Raw genomic sequence first — 19,270 nt, forward strand, 5'->3', positions numbered from 1 at the left:
GAGCCCGACGTAAATGAAGAACCACGAAATACTCGAGAAGAACGTCGGCCTGCTGGCCATCTTCATGGTGATCGCCGTCAGCATCGGCGGCCTGACCCAGATCGTTCCGCTGTTCTTCCAGGACGTGACCAATACCCCGGTCGAAGGCATGAAGCCGCGTACCGCCCTGGAACTGGAAGGTCGCGACATCTACATCCGCGAAGGCTGCGTCGGCTGCCACTCGCAGATGGTCCGTCCGTTCCGTGCCGAGACCGAACGCTACGGCCATTACTCGGTCGCCGGTGAAAGCGTCTGGGACCACCCGTTCCTGTGGGGTTCCAAGCGTACCGGCCCGGACCTGGCCCGCGTCGGCGGCCGTTACTCCGACGACTGGCACCGCGCGCACCTGTACAACCCGCGCAACGTGGTGCCCGAGTCGAAGATGCCTGCCTACCCGTGGCTGGTAGAGAACAAGCTTGATGGCAAGGACACCGCCACCAAGATGGAAGTCCTGCGCAAGCTGGGCGTGCCTTACACCGATGAGGACATCGCCGGTGCACGTGAAGCCGTGAAGGGCAAGACCGAGATGGACGCCCTGGTGGCGTTCCTTCAAGGCCTGGGAACCTCTATCAAGAGCAAACGGTGAGTGTGATGGATATCGGGACTCTGCGTGGACTGGGCACCGTGGTGATCATGGTCGCCTTCATCGGCCTGGTGATCTGGGCCTACAGCGGCAAGCGCAAGAAGAGCTTCGACGAAGCGACGATGCTGCCCTTCGCAGACGATCCCGAAGCCAAAAAGCACGTCGAGCAAGCTTCTAGGAGTAACAAAGAATGACGACCTTCTGGAGTCTGTACATTACAGCTCTCACCCTCGGCACCCTGCTGGCGCTGACCTGGCTGATCTTCGCCACCCGCAAGGGCCAGCGCAGCAGCACCACCGACGAGACCGTGGGCCACTCCTACGACGGCATCGAGGAGTACGACAACCCGCTGCCGAAGTGGTGGTTCATGCTGTTCGTCGGCACCCTGGTGTTCGCCGTGGGCTACCTGGCCCTGTACCCGGGCCTGGGCACCTGGAAAGGCCTGATGCCGGGCTACCAGTCCGCCGACGAATTCGCCGACAAGGAAAAAGGCTGGACCGGCGTTCACCAGTGGGAAAAGGAAATGGCCAAGGCCGACGAGAAGTACGGCCCGATCTTCGCCAAGTTCGCCGCGATGCCCATCGAGGAAGTCGCCAAGGATCCGCAGGCGGTGAAAATGGGCGGTCGCCTGTTCGCCTCCAACTGCTCAATCTGCCACGGCTCCGACGCCAAGGGCGCCTACGGCTTCCCCAACCTGACCGACGCCGACTGGCGCTGGGGCGGCGAGCCGGAAACCATCAAGACCACCATCATGGCTGGCCGCCACGCCGCCATGCCGGCCTGGGGTGAAGTGATCGGCGAGGAAGGCGTGAAGAACGTCGCCGCTTTCGTCCTCACCCAGATGGATGGCCGCAAGCTGCCGGAAGGCGCCAAGGCAGACATCGAGGCCGGCAAGCAGGTCTTCGCCACCACCTGCGTCGCCTGCCACGGTCCGGAAGGCAAGGGCACCCCGGCGATGGGCGCTCCCGATCTGACCCACCCCGGCGCGTTCATCTACGGCTCCAGCTTCGCGCAACTGCAGCAGACCATCCGCTACGGTCGCCAGGGTGTGATGCCGGCGCAACAGGAACACCTGGGCAACGACAAGGTGCACCTGCTGGCCGCCTACGTATACAGCCTGTCGCACGGCGAGAAGAGCGCCGAATAAGCGCTCCCCTCCCCCACGACCCAGACGGCGCCGGCAACCCCGGCGCCGTTTTATTTTGTGCAAAAGAAAAGCGCGAATGGGACAATACGCGACCAAAAGTCGCACAGTTACCGCAAAAAGCCTGATAGATCAGGCGTATAATCAGTAGGCGTGCAACTATTTTCTGACCCTGTCGGCATGTACCGGCCGGGCGCCCCCCACTGCCGTGGTACGCACTGATGAGCAAACAGATTCCCGTTCAAGACGTCACCCCGCCTGCCAAGGGCGACACCAATAACAACGATCTCTACGCCAAGCGCGAGAAGATCTACACCCGGGCCTTCACCGGTATCTTCCGCCGACTGCGCATGGTGGGCGGTGCGGCGCTCTTCCTCCTCTACTTCGGTACCGTCTGGCTCAACTGGAGCGGCCGCCAGGCCGTCTGGTGGGACCTGCCCGAGCGCAAGTTCTACATCTTCGGCGCCACCTTCTGGCCGCAGGACTTCATGCTGCTGTCCTGGCTGCTGATCGTCTGCGCCTTCGGCCTGTTCTTCATCACCGTGTTCGCCGGTCGCGTCTGGTGCGGCTATACCTGCCCGCAGAGCGTGTGGACCTGGATCTACATGTGGTGCGAGAAGGTCACCGAAGGCGACCGCAACCAGCGCATCAAGCTGGACAAGGCCCCGATGAGCGGCAACAAGCTGCTGCGCAAGACCGCCAAGCACAGCCTGTGGCTGCTGATCGGCCTGGTCACCGGCCTGACCTTCGTCGGCTACTTCTCGCCGATCCGCGAGCTGATTCCCGAGCTGCTCACCGGCCAGGCCGACGGCTGGGCCTACTTCTGGGTCGGCTTCTTCACCCTGGCCACCTACGGCAACGCCGGCTGGCTGCGCGAGCAGGTGTGCATCTACATGTGCCCCTACGCGCGCTTCCAGAGCGTGATGTTCGACAAGGACACCCTGATCGTCTCCTACGATCCGCGTCGCGGCGAGAAGCGCGGCCCGCGCAAGAAGTCCCTCGACTACAAGGCCCAGGGCCTGGGCGACTGCATCGACTGCACGATGTGCGTGCAGGTCTGCCCGACCGGCATCGACATCCGCGACGGCCTGCAGATCGAGTGCATCGGCTGCGCCGCGTGCATCGACGCCTGCGACAGCATCATGGAGAAGATGAACTACCCGAAAGGGCTGATCAGCTACACCACCGAGCACAACCTCAACGGCCAGAAGACTCACCTGGCCCGGCCGCGCCTGATCGGCTACGCCATCGCCCTGGTGCTGATGATTTCCGCCCTGATCACCGCGGTGGTCCTGCGCCCGCTGGTCGGCTTCGACGTCAGCAAGGACCGCGTGCTCTACCGCGAGAACGAACTCGGCCGCATCGAGAACGTGTACAGCCTGAAGATCATGAACAAGGATCAGCAGGACCACACCTACATCCTCGGCGCCAAGGGCCTCGAAGGCCTGACCCTGGAAGGCCGGCGCGAGCTGAAGGTGGCGGCGGGCGACATCCTCAACCTGCCGATGGAACTGTCCATCGAGCCGGAGAAGCTGCCTTCGACCACCAACGAGATCGTCTTCACCATCGAGTCGGCCGACGACCCGAGCATCCATAAAGAAGCGAAGAGTCGCTTCATTGGCCCACGCACCCGTTGAGTAACTTGAGCATGCAGTCCGAGACCCACCCTCAACCCTGGTACAAACACTTCTGGGCCTGGTTCATCGTGGCCCTCCTGGCGACCTCGGTGGTGCTCGGGCTGAGCCTGGTCACCATCGCAGTGCGCAACCAGGACACCCTGGTCACCGACAACTACTACGAGGCCGGCAAGGGCATCAACCGCTCCCTGGAACGCGAGAACCTGGCCGTACGCCTGCAAGTGCACGCCAAGGTCAAGGTCGACGACCTGACCGGCGAAGTCGAAGTGCGCCTGACCGGCAACAGCCGTCCGGAGCAACTCACCCTCAACCTGATCTCGCCGACCCAGCCGGAGAAGGACCGCCGCGTGGAGCTGCTGCGCAGTAACTCCGACCGCGAGCGCTACGTCGGGCAACTGACCGACGCCGTCGAGGGCCGTCGCTTCGTCGAACTGCTCGGCCAGGAAGGCAGCGGCCAGTGGCGCCTGTTCGAGGAAGAGGTGGTATCGCCGACCGTGGTCATGGAGCTGGGTGACGAACCGCTCCAGGGAGCAGAAGCGAAGCGCCCATGAGCGCCCCCCTGCCCTGCTACCACTGCGGCTTGCCGGTCCCCGCCGGCAGCCGCTTCGAGGCCCGCGTGCTCGGCGAGACGCGGGCCATGTGCTGTCCGGGCTGCCAGGCGGTGGCCGAGGCCATCGTCGCCGGCGGCCTGGAAAGCTACTACCGGCACCGCAGCGAAAACGCCGCCAACCCCGAAGCCTTGCCCAAGGCGCTCAGCGAAGAGTTGCAGCTCTACGACCGCCCGGACGTACAGGGCGGCTTCGTCCGCCATGAGGGCGAGCTGGCGGAAACCAGCCTGATGATCGAAGGCATCAGTTGCGCCGCCTGCGGCTGGCTGATCGAGAAGCACCTGCGCCAGTTGCCTGGCGTGGCCGAGGCGCGGCTCAACCTGTCCAACCATCGCCTGCACGTGCGCTGGCAGGACAGCCAGTTGCCGCTCAGCCAGTTGCTCGGCGAACTGCGCCAGATCGGCTATGCCGGCCATCCCTACCAACCCGACCGCGCCACCGAGCGCCTGGCCATGGAGAACCGCCGCGCCCTGCGCCAGCTCGGTGTCGCCGGGCTGCTGTGGATCCAGGTGATGATGGCGGTGATGGCGACCTGGCCGGAATTCAACCTCGACCTTTCCGCCGGCATGGACCGCATCCTGCGCTGGGTCAGCCTGATCCTCACCACGCCGATCGTCTTCTACTGCTGCGGCCAGTTCTTCCGTGGCGCCCTGCGTGACCTGCGCACCCGCCACCTGACCATGGACGTCTCGGTGTCGCTGGCGATCGGCGGCGCCTACGTCGCCGGCATCTGGTCGACGATCACCGGCCAGGGCGAGCTGTATTTCGACGCGGTCGGCATGTTCGCCCTGTTCCTCCTCGCCGGCCGCTACCTCGAACGCCGCGCGCGGGAGCGCACCGCCGCCTCCACCGCGCAACTGGTCAACCTGCTGCCGGCGTCCTGCCTGCGCCTGGACGCCGCCAACCAGGGCGAGCGCATCCTGCTCAGCGAACTGCGCGTCGGCGACCGCGTGCTGGTACCGCCAGGCGCCGTGCTGCCGGCCGACGGAGTGATCCTCGACGGCCAGTCCAGCGTCGACGAGTCGCTGCTCACCGGCGAGTACCTGCCCCATCCACGCCAGGCCGGCGACGCCGTCACCGGCGGCACCCTGAACGTCGAGGGGCCGCTGACCGTCGAGGTCGGCGCCCTTGGCGACGACAGCCGCCTGTCGGCCATCGTCCGCCTGCTGGAACGCGCCCAGGCGGACAAGCCGCGCCTGGCGGAACTGGCCGACAAGGTCGCGCAGTGGTTCCTGCTCATCGTCCTGCTGGTCGCCGCAGCGGTCGGCGCGCTGTGGTGGCAGGTCGACCACCAGCGCGCCTTCTGGGTGGTGCTGTCGCTGCTGGTCGCCACCTGCCCCTGCGCCCTGTCGCTGGCCACGCCCACCGCGCTCACCGCGGCCACCGGCAGCCTGCACAAGCTCGGCCTGCTGATCACGCGCGGGCACGTGCTGGAAGGGCTGAACCACATCGACACGGTAATCTTCGACAAGACCGGCACCCTCACCGAAGGCCGCCTGACGCTCAAGCAGGTGCTACCCCTGCGCGATCTCGACGCGGATCGCTGCCTGGCCCTCGCCGCCGCCCTCGAGAACCGTTCCGAACACCCCATCGCCCGCGCCTTCGGCCGTGCGCCGGAGGCCGCCGACAGCGTCGCAAGCCATCCGGGGCTGGGCCTCGAAGGCCTGGTGGAAGGCCGCCGCCTGCGCATCGGCCAGGCCGCCTTCGTCAGCGACCTGGGCGGCAGCGCCACGCCCGCGATGCCCGGCGACTCCGGACAGTGGCTGCTGCTCGGCGACGAGCAGGGACCGCTGGCCTGGTTCGGTCTCGACGACCGCCTGCGCAGCGACGCCCCCGCCCTGCTCGCCGCCTGCAAGGCGCGCGGCTGGCGCACCCTCCTGCTATCCGGCGACGCCTCGCCGATGGTCGCCAGCGTCGCTGCCGAACTGGGCATCGACGAAGCCCGCGGCGGCCTGACCCCGGACGACAAGCTGGCCATGCTCGAACGCCTGCACGGCGAGGGCCGCCGGGTGCTGATGCTCGGCGACGGAGTCAACGACGTACCGGTGCTCGCCGGTGCCGACATCAGCGTCGCCATGGGCAGCGCCACCGACCTGGCCAAGACCAGCGCCGACGCGGTGCTCCTGTCCAACCGCCTGGACAGCCTGGTGCAGGCCTTCCGGCTGGCGCGCCGCACCCGCCATATCATCATCGAGAACCTGGCCTGGGCCAGCCTGTACAATGGCCTGGTCCTGCCCTTCGCCGCGCTCGGCTGGATCACCCCGGGCTGGGCGGCGATCGGCATGTCGGTCAGTTCGCTGCTGGTGGTGGTCAACGCCCTGCGGCTGACCCGAATCCCTTCGCCGAGGTCCGTATGGCCGCGCTCTACATCCTGATCCCCGTCGCGATCGTCATCGTCGCCATCGCCATCTACGTGTTCTTCTGGGCGGTGGACAGCGGCCAGTACGACGATCTCGACGGCCCCGCCCACAGCATTCTCTTCGACGACGAAGACCCGAAGCACCAGGCCGGCGTCGACGAAGCGGAGAAGCCGTCGAAACCCGAGGACCGACCGCGTGGCTGAACTGGCGCCGTTGCTGGTTTCCGCGCTGATCCTCGGCCTGCTCGGGGGAGGCCACTGCCTGGGCATGTGCGGCGGCCTGATGGGCGCCCTGACCCTGGCCATTCCCGCCGAACAGCGCGGCCGTCGTCTGCGCCTGCTGCTGGCCTACAACCTCGGCCGCATCCTCAGCTACGCCTGCGCCGGCCTGCTGCTCGGCCTGGCCGGCTGGGCGGTGGCGCGCACCCCGTTGGCCGGCGCGCTGCGGGTGGTCGCCGGGCTGCTGCTGATCGCCATGGGACTCTACCTGGCCGGCTGGTGGAGCGGCCTGACCCGCGTCGAGGCGCTCGGTCGCGGCCTCTGGCGCCACCTGGAACCCTTCGCCCGGCGCCTGCTGCCGGTCTCCAGCCTGCCACGGGCCCTGCTGCTCGGAGCGATCTGGGGCTGGCTGCCCTGCGGGCTGGTCTACAGCACCCTGCTCTGGGCCACCAGCCAGGGATCGGCACTGGACAGCGCGCTGCTGATGCTGGCGTTCGGCCTCGGCACCTGGCCGGTTCTGCTGGCCACCGGCATGGCCGCCGAACGGGTGACCGCCCTGCTGCGCCGTCGCGGCGTACGCATCGTGGGCGGCCTGATGGTCATCCTCTTCGGCCTCTGGACCCTCCCAGGACCGCACCAGGCCTGGCTGATGGGGCATTGACGGACGCCCGTCCCAACATCGGGCGACACATCCTGTATACATTCACCCGCTTGATACAAATCAACAGGCCTTCCCGGCGCAATCCCTAGACTTCCCGACTAAAGCTCGCCAACTGGGGATCTCTGGCATGCTCGACACCATTCGCTGGGACGCTGACCTGATTCGGCGCTACGACCTTTCCGGCCCGCGTTACACCTCCTATCCGACCGCCGTGCAGTTCCACGAAGGCATCGGCCCGTTCGACCAGTTGCACGCCCTGCGCGACAGCCGGAAGGCCGGACACCCCCTGTCGCTCTACGTGCACATCCCGTTCTGCGCCAACATCTGCTACTACTGCGCCTGCAACAAGGTGATCACCAAGGATCGCGGGCGCAGCGCGCCGTACCTTGCGCGCCTGGTCCGCGAGATCGAGATCGTCAGCCGCCACCTCTCCCGCGAGCAGGTGGTCGAGCAACTGCACTTCGGTGGCGGAACCCCGACCTTCCTCAGTCCCGGCCAGTTGCGCGAACTCATGTCGCAATTGCGCACCCACCTCAACCTGCTGGACGACGATTCGGGCGACTACGGCATCGAGATCGACCCGCGCGAGGCCGACTGGTCGACCATGGGCCTGCTCCGCGAACTCGGTTTCAACCGCGTCAGCCTCGGCGTACAGGACTTCGACATGGAGGTGCAGAAGGCGGTCAACCGCATGCAGACCCCGGAGGAGACCCGTACCATCGTCGAGGCCGCGCGCACCCTGCAGTACCGCTCGATCAACCTCGACCTGATCTACGGACTGCCGAAACAGACGCCGGACAGCTTCGCCCGCACGGTCGACGAAGTGATCGCGCTACAGCCGGATCGCCTCTCGGTGTTCAACTATGCCCACCTGCCCGAGCGTTTCATGCCGCAGCGGCGGATCAACGCCGACGACCTGCCGAGCCCGGGCCAGAAGCTGGAAATGCTCCAGCGCACCACCGAGCAGCTCGCCGCGGCGGGCTACCGCTATATCGGCATGGACCACTTCGCCCTGCCCGACGACGAGTTGGCCAGCGCCCAGGAAGACGGCACCCTGCAACGCAATTTCCAGGGCTACACCACCCACGGGCATTGCGACCTGGTAGGTCTCGGGGTCTCGGCGATCAGCCAGATCGGCGACCTCTACAGCCAGAACAGCAGCGACATCAACGACTACCAGACCAGCCTCGACAACGGCCAGTTGGCGATCCGTCGCGGCCTGCACTGCAACAGCGACGACCGGGTGCGGCGCGCGGTGATCCAGCAACTGATCTGTCACTTCGAACTGGCCTTCGAGGATATCGAGACAGAGTTCGGCATCGACTTCCGCAGTTACTTCGCCGAGCTGTGGCCCGATCTCGAACGCTTCGCCGCCGACGGCCTGATCCGCCTGGACGCCAAAGGCATCGACATCACTTCTTCCGGACGTCTGCTGGTGCGTTCGATCTGCATGCTGTTCGACCGCTACCTGCCCAGCCTCAACCGGCAGCGCTTCTCCCGGGTGATCTGAAAGCGCACCGCCCTGCCCGCACGACAGGGCGGTGAGTCCCCGCCCCTTCTACCGGCTGCCCATGACCTTCATGATCAGCGCCGGGTCGCTGATACCCATCTCCTTGATGGCCGATGCCATCGCTGCCGTTGCCGTCTGCAGGGCGGAGTTGAGTTGTTGCAACTCCTTCTGCAACTCAGGCACGCGAGCCTCCTTCGCCCCCGGATCGGACGACCTCATGGCCTCCTGCAGCTCCCTGAGCTTCTCCTCGATCTTCTTCTTCAACTCGCGGATCATTTTCACCATCGGCCGCAACTCCTGCGGGATATCCTCGTCCTCCTCCTCCACCGGCACCCCCATGGTGGCGGCCAGCTCGCGCCCTGCCTGGGAAAGCCGTACATGCTGATCGGCGGCGTCGGTACCGGCGGCCGGGTCTTCCGCCTGCTCGGCGGTGCCGGTCCGCGCGGCCTTGGCATCCGCGGCGGCGCGCGACGAGGGCGGCACCTGGGTGGTGATCCAGCCACTGAGGGTCAACATTCCAGTCACTCCGGGAAAAATGGAATTCTTCCATTGGATCGGCCCACGCGTCGCGAACTTGAGCCCCCTTTTCGTCGCCCCTTGACAGGGTGCGACAGGTAGTCGCAGTTGTTTGACGCAAGTCACTGATTGGAAACGCCATCGGCCTGTCAGAAATGGTCGTTGCCAGACCTATGGCTGGCACCCGCATCGCGGCTGCGTTACCCTTACTCCTGTTGTGCCTTTAACCTAGCAAGGACCCCTCAATGGCCGAAACCATCAAGGTGCGCGCACTGCCCCAAGCACACTGCAAGGATTGCAGTCTGGCCCCACTGTGCCTCCCCCTGTCGCTGACCGTGGAAGACATGGATTCGCTGGACGAGATCGTCAAGCGCGGTCGTCCCCTGAAGAAAGGCGAATTCCTGTTCCGCCAGGGCGATCCTTTCGGCTCGGTCTTTGCCGTGCGCTCCGGCGCCCTGAAAACCTTCAGCATCACCGATGCCGGCGAAGAGCAGATCACCGGCTTCCACCTGCCCAGCGAGCTGGTCGGCCTGTCCGGGATGGATACCGAGACCTATCCGGTATCCGCCCAGGCCCTGGAAACCACCTCGGTCTGCGAGATTCCCTTCGAGCGCCTGGACGAACTGTCCGAGCAGCTGCCGCAACTGCGCCGCCAACTGATGCGCCTGATGAGCCGGGAAATCCGCGATGACCAGCAGATGATGCTGCTGCTGTCGAAGAAGACTGCCGACGAGCGCATCGCCACCTTCCTGGTCAACCTGTCGGCGCGCTTCCGTGCCCGTGGCTTCTCCGCCCAGCAGTTCCGCCTGGCCATGTCGCGCAACGAGATCGGCAACTATCTCGGCCTGGCCGTAGAAACCGTGTCGCGGGTCTTCACCCGCTTCCAGCAGAACGGCCTGATCAGCGCGGAAGGCAAGGAAGTGCACATCCTCGACTCCATCGAGCTGTGCGCCCTCGCCGGCGGCCAGCTGGAAGGCTGAAGCGCCTGCGAACCGCCAACGGGCCCGCCTCAACGCGGGCCCGTTGTATGATGGGCCCCGAAAAACGCCCAGCCCAGGATCTTCCATGATTTTCGACGAGTTCACCCTCAAGTCGCAGATCCGCGCCGTGCCGGACTTTCCCAAGCCCGGCGTGGTGTTCCGCGACATCACCCCGCTGTTCCAGTCGCCACGCGCGCTGCGCATGACCGTGGACAGCTTCGTCCAGCGCTACATCGAGGCCGATTTCAGCCACATCGGCGCCATGGATGCCCGTGGCTTCCTCATCGGCTCGGCGGTGGCCTATGCACTGAACAAGCCGCTGGTCCTGTTCCGCAAGCAGGGCAAGCTACCCGCCGACGTACTCGCCGAGGGCTACCAGACCGAATACGGCGAGGCCTTCCTCGAAGTACATGCCGACAGCCTCTGCGAAGGCGACAGCGTACTGATCTTCGACGACCTCATCGCCACCGGCGGGACCCTGCTGGCGGCCGCGAGCCTGGTACGACGCCTCGGGGCCAGGGTCTTCGAGGCCGCGGCGATCATCGACCTACCGGAACTCGGCGGCTCCACTCGCCTGCAGGACGCCGGCATCTCCACCTTCAGTCTCACCGCGTTCGCTCTCGACGAGCGTTGATACGCCGGGGCGCGCCCTGGCGCCCCGCGTTCGCTCCTTGCGCCCCATCTTCCGTCTGGTCGAGCCGACCTGGCCATTAATGACTTCGAAATGGCCAGGAATGACCTCCCGCTGTTAGACAATCCTGCAATAATTACATCAGCTAATGACACATTCAGAGGTGTTATAGCGAACTCGCCATAGGGAACCCGAGGAAACCTGTGCGTTTCCCCTCCCCAGAACAACAAAAGGAGTTAGCCATGACTGCCACTGGCACCGCCTCCCCGGTTCGCGCCAATTTCCCCGTGCGGCGGATGGATTTCAGCTTCAGCGAAACCCCGAAGTACTGGTGGGACGGCCAACCCTTCATGACCCAGTTCATGAACAACCTGTCCTCGCTCTTCCCCTACGGCGAAAAATTCTTCGTCGATAGCGTGCGCGCGGTGCGCGACCGCCTGGAGGATCCGCAACTGAAGAAGGACGTCAGTGCCTTCATCGGCCAGGAGGCGATGCACTCCAAGGAGCATGCCGCCTACAACGAATATGCCGAGGAGCACGGGGTCGACCTGGAGTGCCTCGAACTGCGGATCAAGGTCCTGCTGGAAAACGTCAGCAAGGTCACCACCAGGAAACACCAGTTGGCGATCACCTGCGCCCTCGAGCATTTCACCGCGACCATGGCCGCGCAGCTGCTCAAGCGCGAAGACCTGACCATCCAGATGCAGTCGCCGAAGATGTACAAGCTGTGGATGTGGCATGCCATCGAGGAGAACGAACACAAGAATGTCGCCTACGATGTGTACCAGAAAGTCTACGGCGGCTACTTCACCCGGGTTCTGGTGATGATGCTGACCACCCTGATGTTCTTCGGCGTCATCGGCTGGTTCCAGCTCGACCTGCTACGCAAGGACGGCCAATTGTTCAACTGGCGCTCCTGGAAGCATGGCCTGGGCACCCTGTTCGGCCTGCGCAAGGGCTTCTTCACCCGCCTGCTGCTGCCCTACCTGGACTACTACCGGCCGGGCTTCCACCCCAGCGACCACGACACCGCGAAACTGGAGAAATACTGGAAGGACAAACTGGCCTTCGCCGATTGAAGCCCGCCTCCGCCAGTGCCGCTCCACCCCCGACGCCAGGCCCCGCCTGGCGTTTCTTATTCGAGAGAAGAACAGGATATTGCACACGGAAAAGCCTCCGTTTCGACTACCGTTCCTGAATCCGCCATTTTACGGAGGAAATAATTAGTCAATTCCTATCGATTGGCTTTTTACGATGCCCTGAGGTAATATCATGTTCATTATGTTGAACACTAAGGCATTACCTCTCCCCACTTCCCGTCTGGTCTCCCGCGAGCGTCACTGGACCGGCGACCTCTAGCTCCCTCCCTCGACACCTGCTGTCGGTGGCGACCGCCCCTGCGCTTCGGGGTCTTTCCCGCCCCTCGCCACCGCTCTTCGTCATCTTTGGCCGCGGCCTCCATTCCGCGGTGCCCATGGGAGGGCAACATGCGTTCCTGGATCTATCTGTTACTGGCTATCGGCGCCGAAGTGATCGGCACCACCTCGATGAAACTGGCCGCCACCCACGCCCCTGTCGCAGGCATGCTGCTGATGTACGGGATGATCGGCCTGTCCTATTTCTTCCTCGCCCTGGCGGTCAAGCGTGTCCCCGTCGGAGTCGCCTACGCCCTTTGGGAAGGCATTGGCATCGTCCTGATCACGGCGGTCAGCGTCGCCTGGCTGGGCGAAAGCATCGGCCTGTACAAGGCCGTCGGCCTCGGCGTGATGATCGCCGGCATCCTGCTGATCAAGTCCGGCACCCGCAACGCCAGCGGCACGCCGGCGCAGCCCCGTGGGGAGGCCGTCACATGCTGACCCTGAACTGGATTCCCTTCGCCTGGCTCGGCCTGGCGATCGCCCTCGAGGTCGTCGCCAACCTGCTGTTGAAATACTCCGACGGTTTCCGCAGGCGCGGCCTCGGGATCGCCTCGATCCTCTGCGTGATGGCCGCCTTCACCGCGCTGGCGCAGGCGGTGAAGGACATCGAGCTGTCACTCGCCTATGCGATCTGGGGCGGCTTCGGCATCCTCGCCACCGTCGCCATGGGCTGGGCGCTGTTCGGTCAGCGCCTGGCCTGGCGCGGCTGGCTCGGCCTGTTGCTGCTGCTGGCCGGCATGAGCCTGCTCAAGCTGGCCTGACGCCTCGGCGTCCAACGAAACGCCCATCATCTGCAGGACCGCGGCGCCGGTGAACAACAGCAGTATCTGTTCCTCACCCAGGGCGCAGATTTCCCGACGCCGCTCCGGCTGGCCGATATAGTCCAGCGACAACTGAAACAGCTGGCGGCCGATCAGGCTGGAGAGGCGGCGGATGGTCGCCTCGCTCACCGCCGGCAACAACCTGAATTCGATGATGTCCTCCGACATGTCCTCGGCGAACTCATCCATGATCTGACGCAGGGCACCACGCAGCACCGGCGAAGCCCCATGCAGTTCGCGCACGCCGACGATGAACGCGGCGGGATTGCTCTCCACGAAGTCGAAGAACAGCCGCACCGTCTCCCGGCAGACCCGCCGCCCCCTTTCCAGGTCCAGCCCGAACGGCGTCGTCTGCGCTCGGGCGCTGGGCGCCGCACGAGTCGCGGCCTCGCGGCGAAGCTGGCGCAGCGGCTGGCGCAGCTGGGTAGAGATGTCGCGGATCATGGTCAGGCCAAGATCGTCGATATCGCGGAAATGCCGATAGAAGGTGTTCGGATTCAGGCCCGCCTCGCGCGCCAGCTCGCGCAAGCCGATGGCCCCCAGGCTGCGGCTGCTGCTGCCCAGGCGCAAGGCCGCCTCCAGCAAGGCGCGTTTGCCGGGAGCGTCGGCAACCCTGTCCTTCGTTTCGTTCATATCGCTCATGTTCCACCTGGTTGTTTCCATGCGCCACAAGTTCGGCCGTTGCGCCGCGCCGACCCTACCTAAGGTTGGCTTGACCCTGAAGTATACAGATGTCTACATTCGCAGGTAGACGAGTGTATACGCCAGCAAACAATCATAACAGGAGCTTGGCCATGAGTACCCAACCCACCCCTGCCGCCGCCCGGCACTGCAAGGTCGCCATCATCGGCACCGGTTTCTCCGGGCTGGGGATGGCGATCCGTCTCCGCCAGGAAGGCGAGGACGACTTCCTGATCTTCGAAAAGGACGCCGGCGTCGGCGGCACCTGGAGAGTCAACAACTACCCTGGCTGCGCCTGCGACGTGCAATCCCACGTCTATTCCTTCTCCTTCGAAGCGAACCCGGAGTGGACGCGGATGTTCGCCCGCCAGCCGGAAATCCGCGCCTATCTGGAGAAGTGCTGGGAAAAATACCGCTTGCAGGAAAAGACCCTGCTGAACACCGAGATCGGCAAGCTGGCCTGGGACGAGCGGCAAAGCCTCTGGCACCTGCATGACGCCCAGGGCAACCATTACACCGCGAACGCCGTGGTTTCCGGCATGGGCGGCCTGTCCACCCCGGCCTATCCACGCCTCGATGGCCTGGAGAACTTCCAGGGCAAGGTCTTCCATTCCCAGCAGTGGGACCATGACTACGACCTCAAGGGCAAGCGCGTGGCGGTGATCGGCACCGGCGCCTCGGCGATCCAGTTCGTCCCGGAGATCCAGCCGCTGGTGGCCGCGCTCGATCTCTACCAGCGAACTCCGCCATGGATCCTGCCCAAACCCGACCGGGCAATCAGCGAAACCGAGCGCCGGCGCTTCCGGCGCTTCCCGCTGGTGCAGAAGCTCTGGCGCGGCGGCCTCTACAGCCTGCTCGAAGGGCGGGTGCTGGGCTTCACCTTCGCCCCGCAGGTGATGAAGCTGGTGCAGCGCCTGGCGATCCGCCACATCCACAAGCAGATCAAGGATCCGGAACTGCGCCGCAAGGTCACGCCGGACTACACCATCGGCTGCAAGCGCATCCTCATGTCGCACAACTACTACCCGGCCCTGGCGGCCGCCAACTCCACGGTGATCACCGAAGGCATCCGCGCCGTCACCGCCAACGGAATCGTCGACGGCAACGGCCGGGAGCGCGAGGTCGACGCGATCATCTTCGGTACCGGTTTCACCGCCAACGATCCGATCCCCCGCGGAGTGGTCTTCGGTCGCGACGGCCGCGACCTGCTGGACAGCTGGACCAAGGGCCCGGAAGCCTACAAGGGCACTACCACCGCCGGCTTCCCCAACCTGTTCTTCCTGATGGGACCGAACACCGGCCTCGGCCACAACTCGATGGTCTACATGATCGAGTCGCAGATCGCCTACGTCCTCGATGCGCTGAAGCTGATGAAGCGCCGCGAACTGCTCAGTCTCGAGGTCAAGGCCCCGGTGCAGGAACGCTACAACGAATACCTCCAGCGCAAGCTGGACCGCAGCGTCTGGAGCGTGGGCGGTTGCAAGAGCTGGTACCTGCATCCGGTCAGCGGCCGCAACTGCACCCTGTGGCCGGGATTCACCTGGCGCTTCCGTGCCCTGACCCGGCAGTTCGACGCCTCCGCCTACCACCTCACCACGACACCGCTCGCCGCCCTGAGCAACGAAGCCCGCCAACAGGCCGAAGGGGTACCCGCATGAAGTCGTTCGAAAACAAAGTCGCCGCCATCACCGGCGCAGGCTCGGGCATCGGTCGCGCCCTGGCCGTGGAGCTGGGCAGGCAGGGTTGCCATCTGGCCCTGGCCGACGTCAATGCCGCAGCTCTCGAGGAAACCCGCCAATTGCTCGCCAGCAGCGGGGTACGCGTCTCCACCGCGGTCGTCGACGTGGCCGACCGCGAGCAGGTGCAGGCCTGGGCCGACAAGGCGGCCAGCGAACATGGCCGGGTGAACCTGATCTTCAACAACGCGGGCGTCGCCCACGCCGGTACCGTGGAAGGCAGCGACTACTCGGAATACGAGTGGATCATGAACATCAACTTCTGGGGCGTGGTGAACGGCACCAAGGCGTTCCTTCCGCACCTGAAGGCCTCCGGCAACGGCCACGTGGTCAATGTCTCCAGCGTCTTCGGGCTGTTCGCCCAGCCCGGCATGAGCGCCTACAACGCCACCAAGTACGCGGTGCGTGGCTTCACCGAGTCGTTGCGCCAGGAACTGGACATGGAGGACTCCGGCGTCTCCGCCAGTTGCGTGCATCCCGGCGGGATCAAGACCAACATCGCCAAGACCGCGCGAATGAACGAGAGCATGGCCAAGGTCACCGGCCAAGCTGCCGACAAGGCTCGCCAGCAATTCAACGACCAGTTGCTGCGGACCACCCCGGAGAAGGCCGCCCAGGTCATCCTGCGCGGCGTGCAGCGCGACAGCCGGCGCATCCTGATCGGCGCCGACGCCCACGCGATCGACGTGATGCTGCGCCTGGCGCCAGTGCTCTACCAGCGCGTGGTCACCGCCAGCATGCGCCTGGCAGCGCGCTTCGCGCCGCGCCCGAAGAGCCCCCAGGGCGCCCGCGAAGCCAGCGAGTGAACAGGCCCGCCGGGTAGCCGCTAGGCTGCCCGGCACGTCATACTCGACAGCCAGTCTCCAGGGTACGGCCGTCATGAACCCTCCCCTTCCTCTCTTCCGCTACCATCCCGAACCGCTCGCCAGCGGCAGCATCGAGGCTTCCGCCACCACCTGCCAGTGCTGTGGCAAGGCTCGTGGCTACGTCTACACCGGTTCGCCCTATTCCCGCCACGAGTTGCCGCCCGGCAGCCTTTGCCCCTGGTGCATAGCCGACGGCAGCGCGGCCGCGCGCTACGAAGCGAGCTTTTCCGACGACTATCCGCTGCTCGACGCCGGCGTCGCCGCGGATATCGTCACCGAAGTCTGCGAGCGCACGCCCGGCTACACCTCCTGGCAGCAGGAGCGCTGGCTGGTTTGCTGCGAAGATGCCTGCGCCTTTCGCGGCGACGCGGGGCGTGAGGAAATCGGGCAACTGGGAGCCGAGGGCCTGGCGCAGCGCTTCGCCGATTTCGCCTGGCCGGCTATCACCTGGCAACGCCTCGTCGACGCCTATACGCCCGGCGGCAATCCGGCCATCTACCGCTTCGACTGCCTGCACTGTGGCCAGGCGCATTACGACCTGGACTTCACCTGATAGAACGCGGCCCTACAACCCCATCTGCTTGCCGATGATCTCGTTCATGATTTCCCGCGAACCGCCGCCGATGGAGAGAATCCGGTTGTCGCGATACAGCCGCTCCACCAGGCTTTCGCGCATGTAGCCCATGCCGCCGAGCACCTGCACGGCATCATAGGTCAGGCGATCGGCGACATCGGTAGCGAAGTTCTTGGCCATCGATATCTCCTTGATCACGCTCTTGCCGACAGCCATCTTCGCTGCCTGGCGATAGGTGAACTCCCGGGAAACCTCCAGTTGCGTGGCCATTTCCGCGAGACGATGGCGCAGCACCTGGAACTTGCCGATCGGCTTGCCGAACGCTTCTCGCTCGCGCGCCCAGCGCAGCGACTCCTCCAGAGCCAGTTGCGCGGTCATGTTGGCCATCACCGCCAGGGCCAGGCGCTCGCTCTGGAAATTGGCCATGATGCAGGCGAAGCCGGCATTCTCCACGCCGATGAGGTTTTCCGCAGGCACCCGGCAGTCGTCGAAGAACAGTTCGGCGGTATCCGACGCCCACCAGCCCATCTTCTTCAGCTTGCGGCCGACATTGAACCCGGCAGTGCCCTTCTCCACCAGCAGCAGGCTGATGCCGGCGAAACCCTCGCCGCCGGTACGCACCGCCACCGTGTAGTAGTCCGCGCGCACGCCGCTGGTGATGAAGGTCTTGCTGCCGCTGACGCGATAATGATCGCCATCGCGCACCGCACGGGTCTTCAGGTTGGCCACGTCGGAGCCGCCAGAGGGCTCGGTGACCGCCAGGGCCATGATCTTCTCGCCGCGCAGCACCGCCGGCACCACCCGCTCGCGCACCTCGGGACGGGCCCACTTGACCACCGGAGGCAAGCCGATATCCAGCGATCCCAACCCGGCGACCAAGCCGCCGGAACCGCAGCGCATGAGCTCTTCGCTGGCCGCCACCTTGGCGAACAGATCGCCTTCGCAACTGCCGCCGTAGGCTTCCGGGTAGCCGATGCCGAGGATCCCGGCCGCGCCGGCCTTGAGATAGAGTTCACGGGGAAATTCCTCGGCCTCCTCCCATTCATCGATGTGCGGCAACACCTCGCGCTCGACGAAACGGCGCACCGAATCCCGGATCAGTTGATGGGACTCGTCGAAGTACTGCTGGAAGTCAGTCATGGCCGGGCTCCTGATGGGAGCCTCAGAACTTACCTAGCGCTTGCTTGGTTTTCAATACGAGAAACTGGCCATCGGCGAGGGCGTATAGGCCGCCCTTCCTACGGACACGGGAGGCACAGAGCTCAGGAGATCGGCCGCCGTCCGGCCAGGGCGTGGGCCAAGGTGCCGCCATCGACCAGCTCCAGCTCGCCACCCAGCGGCACGCCATGGGCGATACGCGACAAGGTCAGGCCGCGGCCGGCCAGTAGCTGGGCGATATAGTGGGCGGTGGCCTCGCCTTCCACGGTGGGGTTGGTGGCGAGGATCACCTCGCTGAAGGCTCCGTCCCTGATCCGCGCTTCCAGTTCGGGAATGCCGATCGCCTCCGGCCCCAGGCCGTCGAGCGGCGACAGGTGTCCCTTGAGCACGAAATAGCGGCCGCGGTAGCCGGTCTGCTCCACCGCGAATACGTCCAGCGGGCCTTCCACCACGCAGAGCAGCGAGTCGTCGCGTCGCGGGTCGGCGCACTGCGGGCACAGCTCCTCCTCGCTGAGGGTACGGCACTGCCGGCAATGACCGACCCCTTCCATCGCGGCGGTCAACGCCTGGGCCAGCTTCAGGCCGCCGCTGCGATCGCGCTCCAGCAGCATCAGCGCCATGCGCTGGGCCGACTTCTGCCCGACACCGGGAAGAATGCGCAGGGACTCGATCAGTTGGCGGATCAGCGGGCTGAAACTCATGCAGGACTCGTCGGATAGAGGGAGGGGAATGGCTGCCGGGCGCCGTCCTAAGAAGGCGGACCCGGCACGAACGCAGAATCAGAAGGGCATCTTGAAGCCGGGCGGCAGTTGCATGCCCGAGGTGAAGCCGGACATCTTTTCCTGGTTGTTCTGCTCGATCTTGCGCACCGCATCGTTAACCGCGGCGGCGATCAGGTCTTCGAGGATTTCCTTGTCTTCCTGCATCAGGCTGTCGTCCAGGCTGACGCGCTTGACGTCGTGGCGCCCGGTCATCACCACGCTGACCAGACCGGCGCCGGATTGCCCGGTCACTTCCGCGTTGGCCAGCTCTTCCTGCATCTTCTGCATCTTTTCCTGCATCTGCTGCGCCTGCTTCATCAGGCCGGCCATGCCACCTTTCATCATGTTCTTCACCTCGAATGTCGTCT

Annotated in this window: 21 protein-coding genes and 1 pseudogene; 17 read left to right on the top strand and 5 right to left on the bottom strand. The window is 65.2% G+C overall.

Annotation, left to right across the window (positions count from 1 at the left end; all coding sequences use genetic code 11):
• Positions 1–13 precede the first annotated feature (13 nt).
• The 9 genes from ccoO (at position 14) to hemN (ending at position 8,760) form a co-directional block, all read left to right on the top strand.
• Positions 14–625, top strand: coding sequence for a cytochrome-c oxidase, cbb3-type subunit II (gene ccoO / locus VQ067_RS18190; RefSeq protein ID WP_003087303.1), 612 nt, complete (start codon positions 14–16; stop codon positions 623–625).
• 5 nt (positions 626–630) lie between these two features.
• Positions 631–816, top strand: a complete 186-nt coding sequence (locus VQ067_RS18195) for a CcoQ/FixQ family Cbb3-type cytochrome c oxidase assembly chaperone (RefSeq protein WP_003087298.1) — start codon at positions 631–633, stop codon at positions 814–816.
• Positions 813–1,769, top strand: coding sequence for a cytochrome-c oxidase, cbb3-type subunit III (ccoP, locus tag VQ067_RS18200; protein WP_003087292.1), 957 nt, complete (start codon positions 813–815; stop codon positions 1,767–1,769). Before VQ067_RS18195 ends, ccoP begins: the two co-directional genes overlap by 4 nt.
• A 218-nt stretch (positions 1,770–1,987) precedes the next feature.
• Positions 1,988–3,403, top strand: a complete 1,416-nt coding sequence (ccoG, locus tag VQ067_RS18205; RefSeq protein WP_003087288.1) for a cytochrome c oxidase accessory protein CcoG — start codon at positions 1,988–1,990, stop codon at positions 3,401–3,403.
• Positions 3,404–3,414: 11 nt separating this feature from the next.
• Complete coding sequence (locus VQ067_RS18210; RefSeq protein ID WP_003103941.1) at positions 3,415–3,954, top strand: FixH family protein; 540 nt, start codon at positions 3,415–3,417, stop codon at positions 3,952–3,954.
• Positions 3,951–6,386, top strand: coding sequence for a heavy metal translocating P-type ATPase (locus tag VQ067_RS18215; protein ID WP_023126249.1), 2,436 nt, complete (start codon positions 3,951–3,953; stop codon positions 6,384–6,386). Before VQ067_RS18210 ends, VQ067_RS18215 begins: the two co-directional genes overlap by 4 nt.
• The gene (gene ccoS, locus VQ067_RS18220) at positions 6,365–6,574 is read left to right on the top strand and encodes a cbb3-type cytochrome oxidase assembly protein CcoS (protein WP_003087273.1); all 210 of its coding nucleotides are present in this window, start codon (positions 6,365–6,367) and stop codon (positions 6,572–6,574) included. Before VQ067_RS18215 ends, ccoS begins: the two co-directional genes overlap by 22 nt.
• Entirely contained in the window at positions 6,567–7,250 is a 684-nt protein-coding gene (locus tag VQ067_RS18225; RefSeq protein ID WP_003087270.1) for a sulfite exporter TauE/SafE family protein, read from the top strand. Before ccoS ends, VQ067_RS18225 begins: the two co-directional genes overlap by 8 nt.
• 127 nt (positions 7,251–7,377) lie before the next feature.
• Positions 7,378–8,760 (top strand): oxygen-independent coproporphyrinogen III oxidase, encoded by a 1,383-nt coding sequence (gene hemN, locus VQ067_RS18230; RefSeq protein WP_003087267.1) that lies wholly within the window; start codon positions 7,378–7,380, stop codon positions 8,758–8,760.
• Between the two features lie 48 nt (positions 8,761–8,808).
• Here the strand turns inward: hemN and VQ067_RS18235 are convergent, their stop codons facing one another.
• Positions 8,809–9,276 (bottom strand): hypothetical protein, encoded by a 468-nt coding sequence (locus VQ067_RS18235; protein ID WP_003087264.1) that lies wholly within the window; start codon positions 9,274–9,276, stop codon positions 8,809–8,811.
• A gap of 245 nt (positions 9,277–9,521) precedes the next feature.
• On the opposite strand from VQ067_RS18235, the gene anr reads away from it, so the two are divergent.
• The 5 genes from anr to mdtI all read left to right on the top strand — a co-directional run bounded on the left by anr (position 9,522) and on the right by mdtI (position 13,066).
• The gene (gene anr, locus VQ067_RS18240; protein ID WP_003087262.1) at positions 9,522–10,256 is read left to right on the top strand and encodes a transcriptional regulator Anr; all 735 of its coding nucleotides are present in this window, start codon (positions 9,522–9,524) and stop codon (positions 10,254–10,256) included.
• 85 nt (positions 10,257–10,341) lie between these two features.
• A complete protein-coding gene (locus VQ067_RS18245) occupies positions 10,342–10,890 on the top strand; it encodes an adenine phosphoribosyltransferase (RefSeq protein WP_003087259.1) in 549 nt (182 codons plus the stop codon).
• Positions 10,891–11,129: 239 nt separating this feature from the next.
• Positions 11,130–11,966 carry a metal-dependent hydrolase gene (locus VQ067_RS18250; RefSeq protein WP_003087258.1) on the top strand — a complete coding sequence of 279 codons (837 nt, stop codon included), beginning with the start codon at positions 11,130–11,132 and terminating at the stop codon, positions 11,964–11,966.
• Positions 11,967–12,374: 408 nt separating this feature from the next.
• A complete protein-coding gene (locus VQ067_RS18255) occupies positions 12,375–12,743 on the top strand; it encodes a multidrug/spermidine efflux SMR transporter subunit MdtJ (protein ID WP_003087256.1) in 369 nt (122 codons plus the stop codon).
• Positions 12,737–13,066: a multidrug/spermidine efflux SMR transporter subunit MdtI gene (gene mdtI / locus VQ067_RS18260; RefSeq protein ID WP_003103934.1), complete on the top strand. Its 330-nt coding sequence runs from the start codon at positions 12,737–12,739 to the stop codon at positions 13,064–13,066. The genes VQ067_RS18255 and mdtI overlap by 7 nt, the downstream gene beginning before the upstream one ends.
• Before the next feature lie 525 nt (positions 13,067–13,591).
• Here mdtI and VQ067_RS18265 read toward each other — a convergent pair.
• A pseudogene (locus tag VQ067_RS18265) lies at positions 13,592–13,789 on the bottom strand (TetR family transcriptional regulator); the annotation flags it as partial.
• A gap of 92 nt (positions 13,790–13,881) precedes the next feature.
• On the opposite strand from VQ067_RS18265, the gene VQ067_RS18270 reads away from it, so the two are divergent.
• The 3 genes from VQ067_RS18270 (at position 13,882) to VQ067_RS18280 (ending at position 16,962) form a co-directional block, all read left to right on the top strand.
• Entirely contained in the window at positions 13,882–15,465 is a 1,584-nt protein-coding gene (locus tag VQ067_RS18270) for a flavin-containing monooxygenase (protein ID WP_003121915.1), read from the top strand.
• Positions 15,462–16,349 carry an SDR family NAD(P)-dependent oxidoreductase gene (locus VQ067_RS18275; protein ID WP_003087246.1) on the top strand — a complete coding sequence of 296 codons (888 nt, stop codon included), beginning with the start codon at positions 15,462–15,464 and terminating at the stop codon, positions 16,347–16,349. Before VQ067_RS18270 ends, VQ067_RS18275 begins: the two co-directional genes overlap by 4 nt.
• A 73-nt stretch (positions 16,350–16,422) precedes the next feature.
• Positions 16,423–16,962, top strand: a complete 540-nt coding sequence (locus VQ067_RS18280; RefSeq protein ID WP_003087245.1) for a CbrC family protein — start codon at positions 16,423–16,425, stop codon at positions 16,960–16,962.
• A gap of 12 nt (positions 16,963–16,974) precedes the next feature.
• Here the strand turns inward: VQ067_RS18280 and VQ067_RS18285 are convergent, their stop codons facing one another.
• The 3 genes from VQ067_RS18285 to VQ067_RS18295 all read right to left on the bottom strand — a co-directional run bounded on the left by VQ067_RS18285 (position 16,975) and on the right by VQ067_RS18295 (position 19,247).
• A complete protein-coding gene (locus tag VQ067_RS18285; RefSeq protein WP_003087244.1) occupies positions 16,975–18,123 on the bottom strand; it encodes an acyl-CoA dehydrogenase family protein in 1,149 nt (382 codons plus the stop codon).
• 122 nt (positions 18,124–18,245) lie between these two features.
• A complete protein-coding gene (gene recR / locus VQ067_RS18290) occupies positions 18,246–18,842 on the bottom strand; it encodes a recombination mediator RecR (protein WP_003087237.1) in 597 nt (198 codons plus the stop codon).
• Between the two features lie 78 nt (positions 18,843–18,920).
• Positions 18,921–19,247, bottom strand: a complete 327-nt coding sequence (locus VQ067_RS18295; protein ID WP_003087236.1) for a YbaB/EbfC family nucleoid-associated protein — start codon at positions 19,245–19,247, stop codon at positions 18,921–18,923.
• Between the last annotated feature and the right edge of the window lie 23 nt (positions 19,248–19,270).

The sequence above is a fragment of the Pseudomonas sp. KBN12P06040 genome, from assembly GCF_037574965.1.
GTDB classification, from domain to species: domain Bacteria; phylum Pseudomonadota; class Gammaproteobacteria; order Pseudomonadales; family Pseudomonadaceae; genus Pseudomonas; species Pseudomonas aeruginosa.

Excerpts from the sequence above, each read along its gene's own strand:
- ccoO (WP_003087303.1), top strand. The coding sequence starts at position 14 with ATGAAGAACCACGAAATACTCGAGAAGAACGTCGGCCTGCTGGCCATC.
- VQ067_RS18195 (WP_003087298.1), top strand. The coding sequence starts at position 631 with ATGGATATCGGGACTCTGCGTGGACTGGGCACCGTGGTGATCATGGTC.
- ccoP (WP_003087292.1), top strand. The coding sequence starts at position 813 with ATGACGACCTTCTGGAGTCTGTACATTACAGCTCTCACCCTCGGCACC.
- ccoG (WP_003087288.1), top strand. The coding sequence starts at position 1,988 with ATGAGCAAACAGATTCCCGTTCAAGACGTCACCCCGCCTGCCAAGGGC.
- VQ067_RS18210 (WP_003103941.1), top strand. The coding sequence starts at position 3,415 with ATGCAGTCCGAGACCCACCCTCAACCCTGGTACAAACACTTCTGGGCC.
- VQ067_RS18215 (WP_023126249.1), top strand. The coding sequence starts at position 3,951 with ATGAGCGCCCCCCTGCCCTGCTACCACTGCGGCTTGCCGGTCCCCGCC.
- ccoS (WP_003087273.1), top strand. The coding sequence starts at position 6,365 with ATGGCCGCGCTCTACATCCTGATCCCCGTCGCGATCGTCATCGTCGCC.
- hemN (WP_003087267.1), top strand. The coding sequence starts at position 7,378 with ATGCTCGACACCATTCGCTGGGACGCTGACCTGATTCGGCGCTACGAC.
- VQ067_RS18235 (WP_003087264.1), bottom strand. The coding sequence starts at position 9,276 with ATGTTGACCCTCAGTGGCTGGATCACCACCCAGGTGCCGCCCTCGTCG.
- anr (WP_003087262.1), top strand. The coding sequence starts at position 9,522 with ATGGCCGAAACCATCAAGGTGCGCGCACTGCCCCAAGCACACTGCAAG.
- VQ067_RS18245 (WP_003087259.1), top strand. The coding sequence starts at position 10,342 with ATGATTTTCGACGAGTTCACCCTCAAGTCGCAGATCCGCGCCGTGCCG.
- VQ067_RS18250 (WP_003087258.1), top strand. The coding sequence starts at position 11,130 with ATGACTGCCACTGGCACCGCCTCCCCGGTTCGCGCCAATTTCCCCGTG.
- VQ067_RS18255 (WP_003087256.1), top strand. The coding sequence starts at position 12,375 with ATGCGTTCCTGGATCTATCTGTTACTGGCTATCGGCGCCGAAGTGATC.
- mdtI (WP_003103934.1), top strand. The coding sequence starts at position 12,737 with ATGCTGACCCTGAACTGGATTCCCTTCGCCTGGCTCGGCCTGGCGATC.
- VQ067_RS18275 (WP_003087246.1), top strand. The coding sequence starts at position 15,462 with ATGAAGTCGTTCGAAAACAAAGTCGCCGCCATCACCGGCGCAGGCTCG.
- VQ067_RS18280 (WP_003087245.1), top strand. The coding sequence starts at position 16,423 with ATGAACCCTCCCCTTCCTCTCTTCCGCTACCATCCCGAACCGCTCGCC.
- VQ067_RS18285 (WP_003087244.1), bottom strand. The coding sequence starts at position 18,123 with ATGACTGACTTCCAGCAGTACTTCGACGAGTCCCATCAACTGATCCGG.
- recR (WP_003087237.1), bottom strand. The coding sequence starts at position 18,842 with ATGAGTTTCAGCCCGCTGATCCGCCAACTGATCGAGTCCCTGCGCATT.
- VQ067_RS18295 (WP_003087236.1), bottom strand. The coding sequence starts at position 19,247 with ATGATGAAAGGTGGCATGGCCGGCCTGATGAAGCAGGCGCAGCAGATG.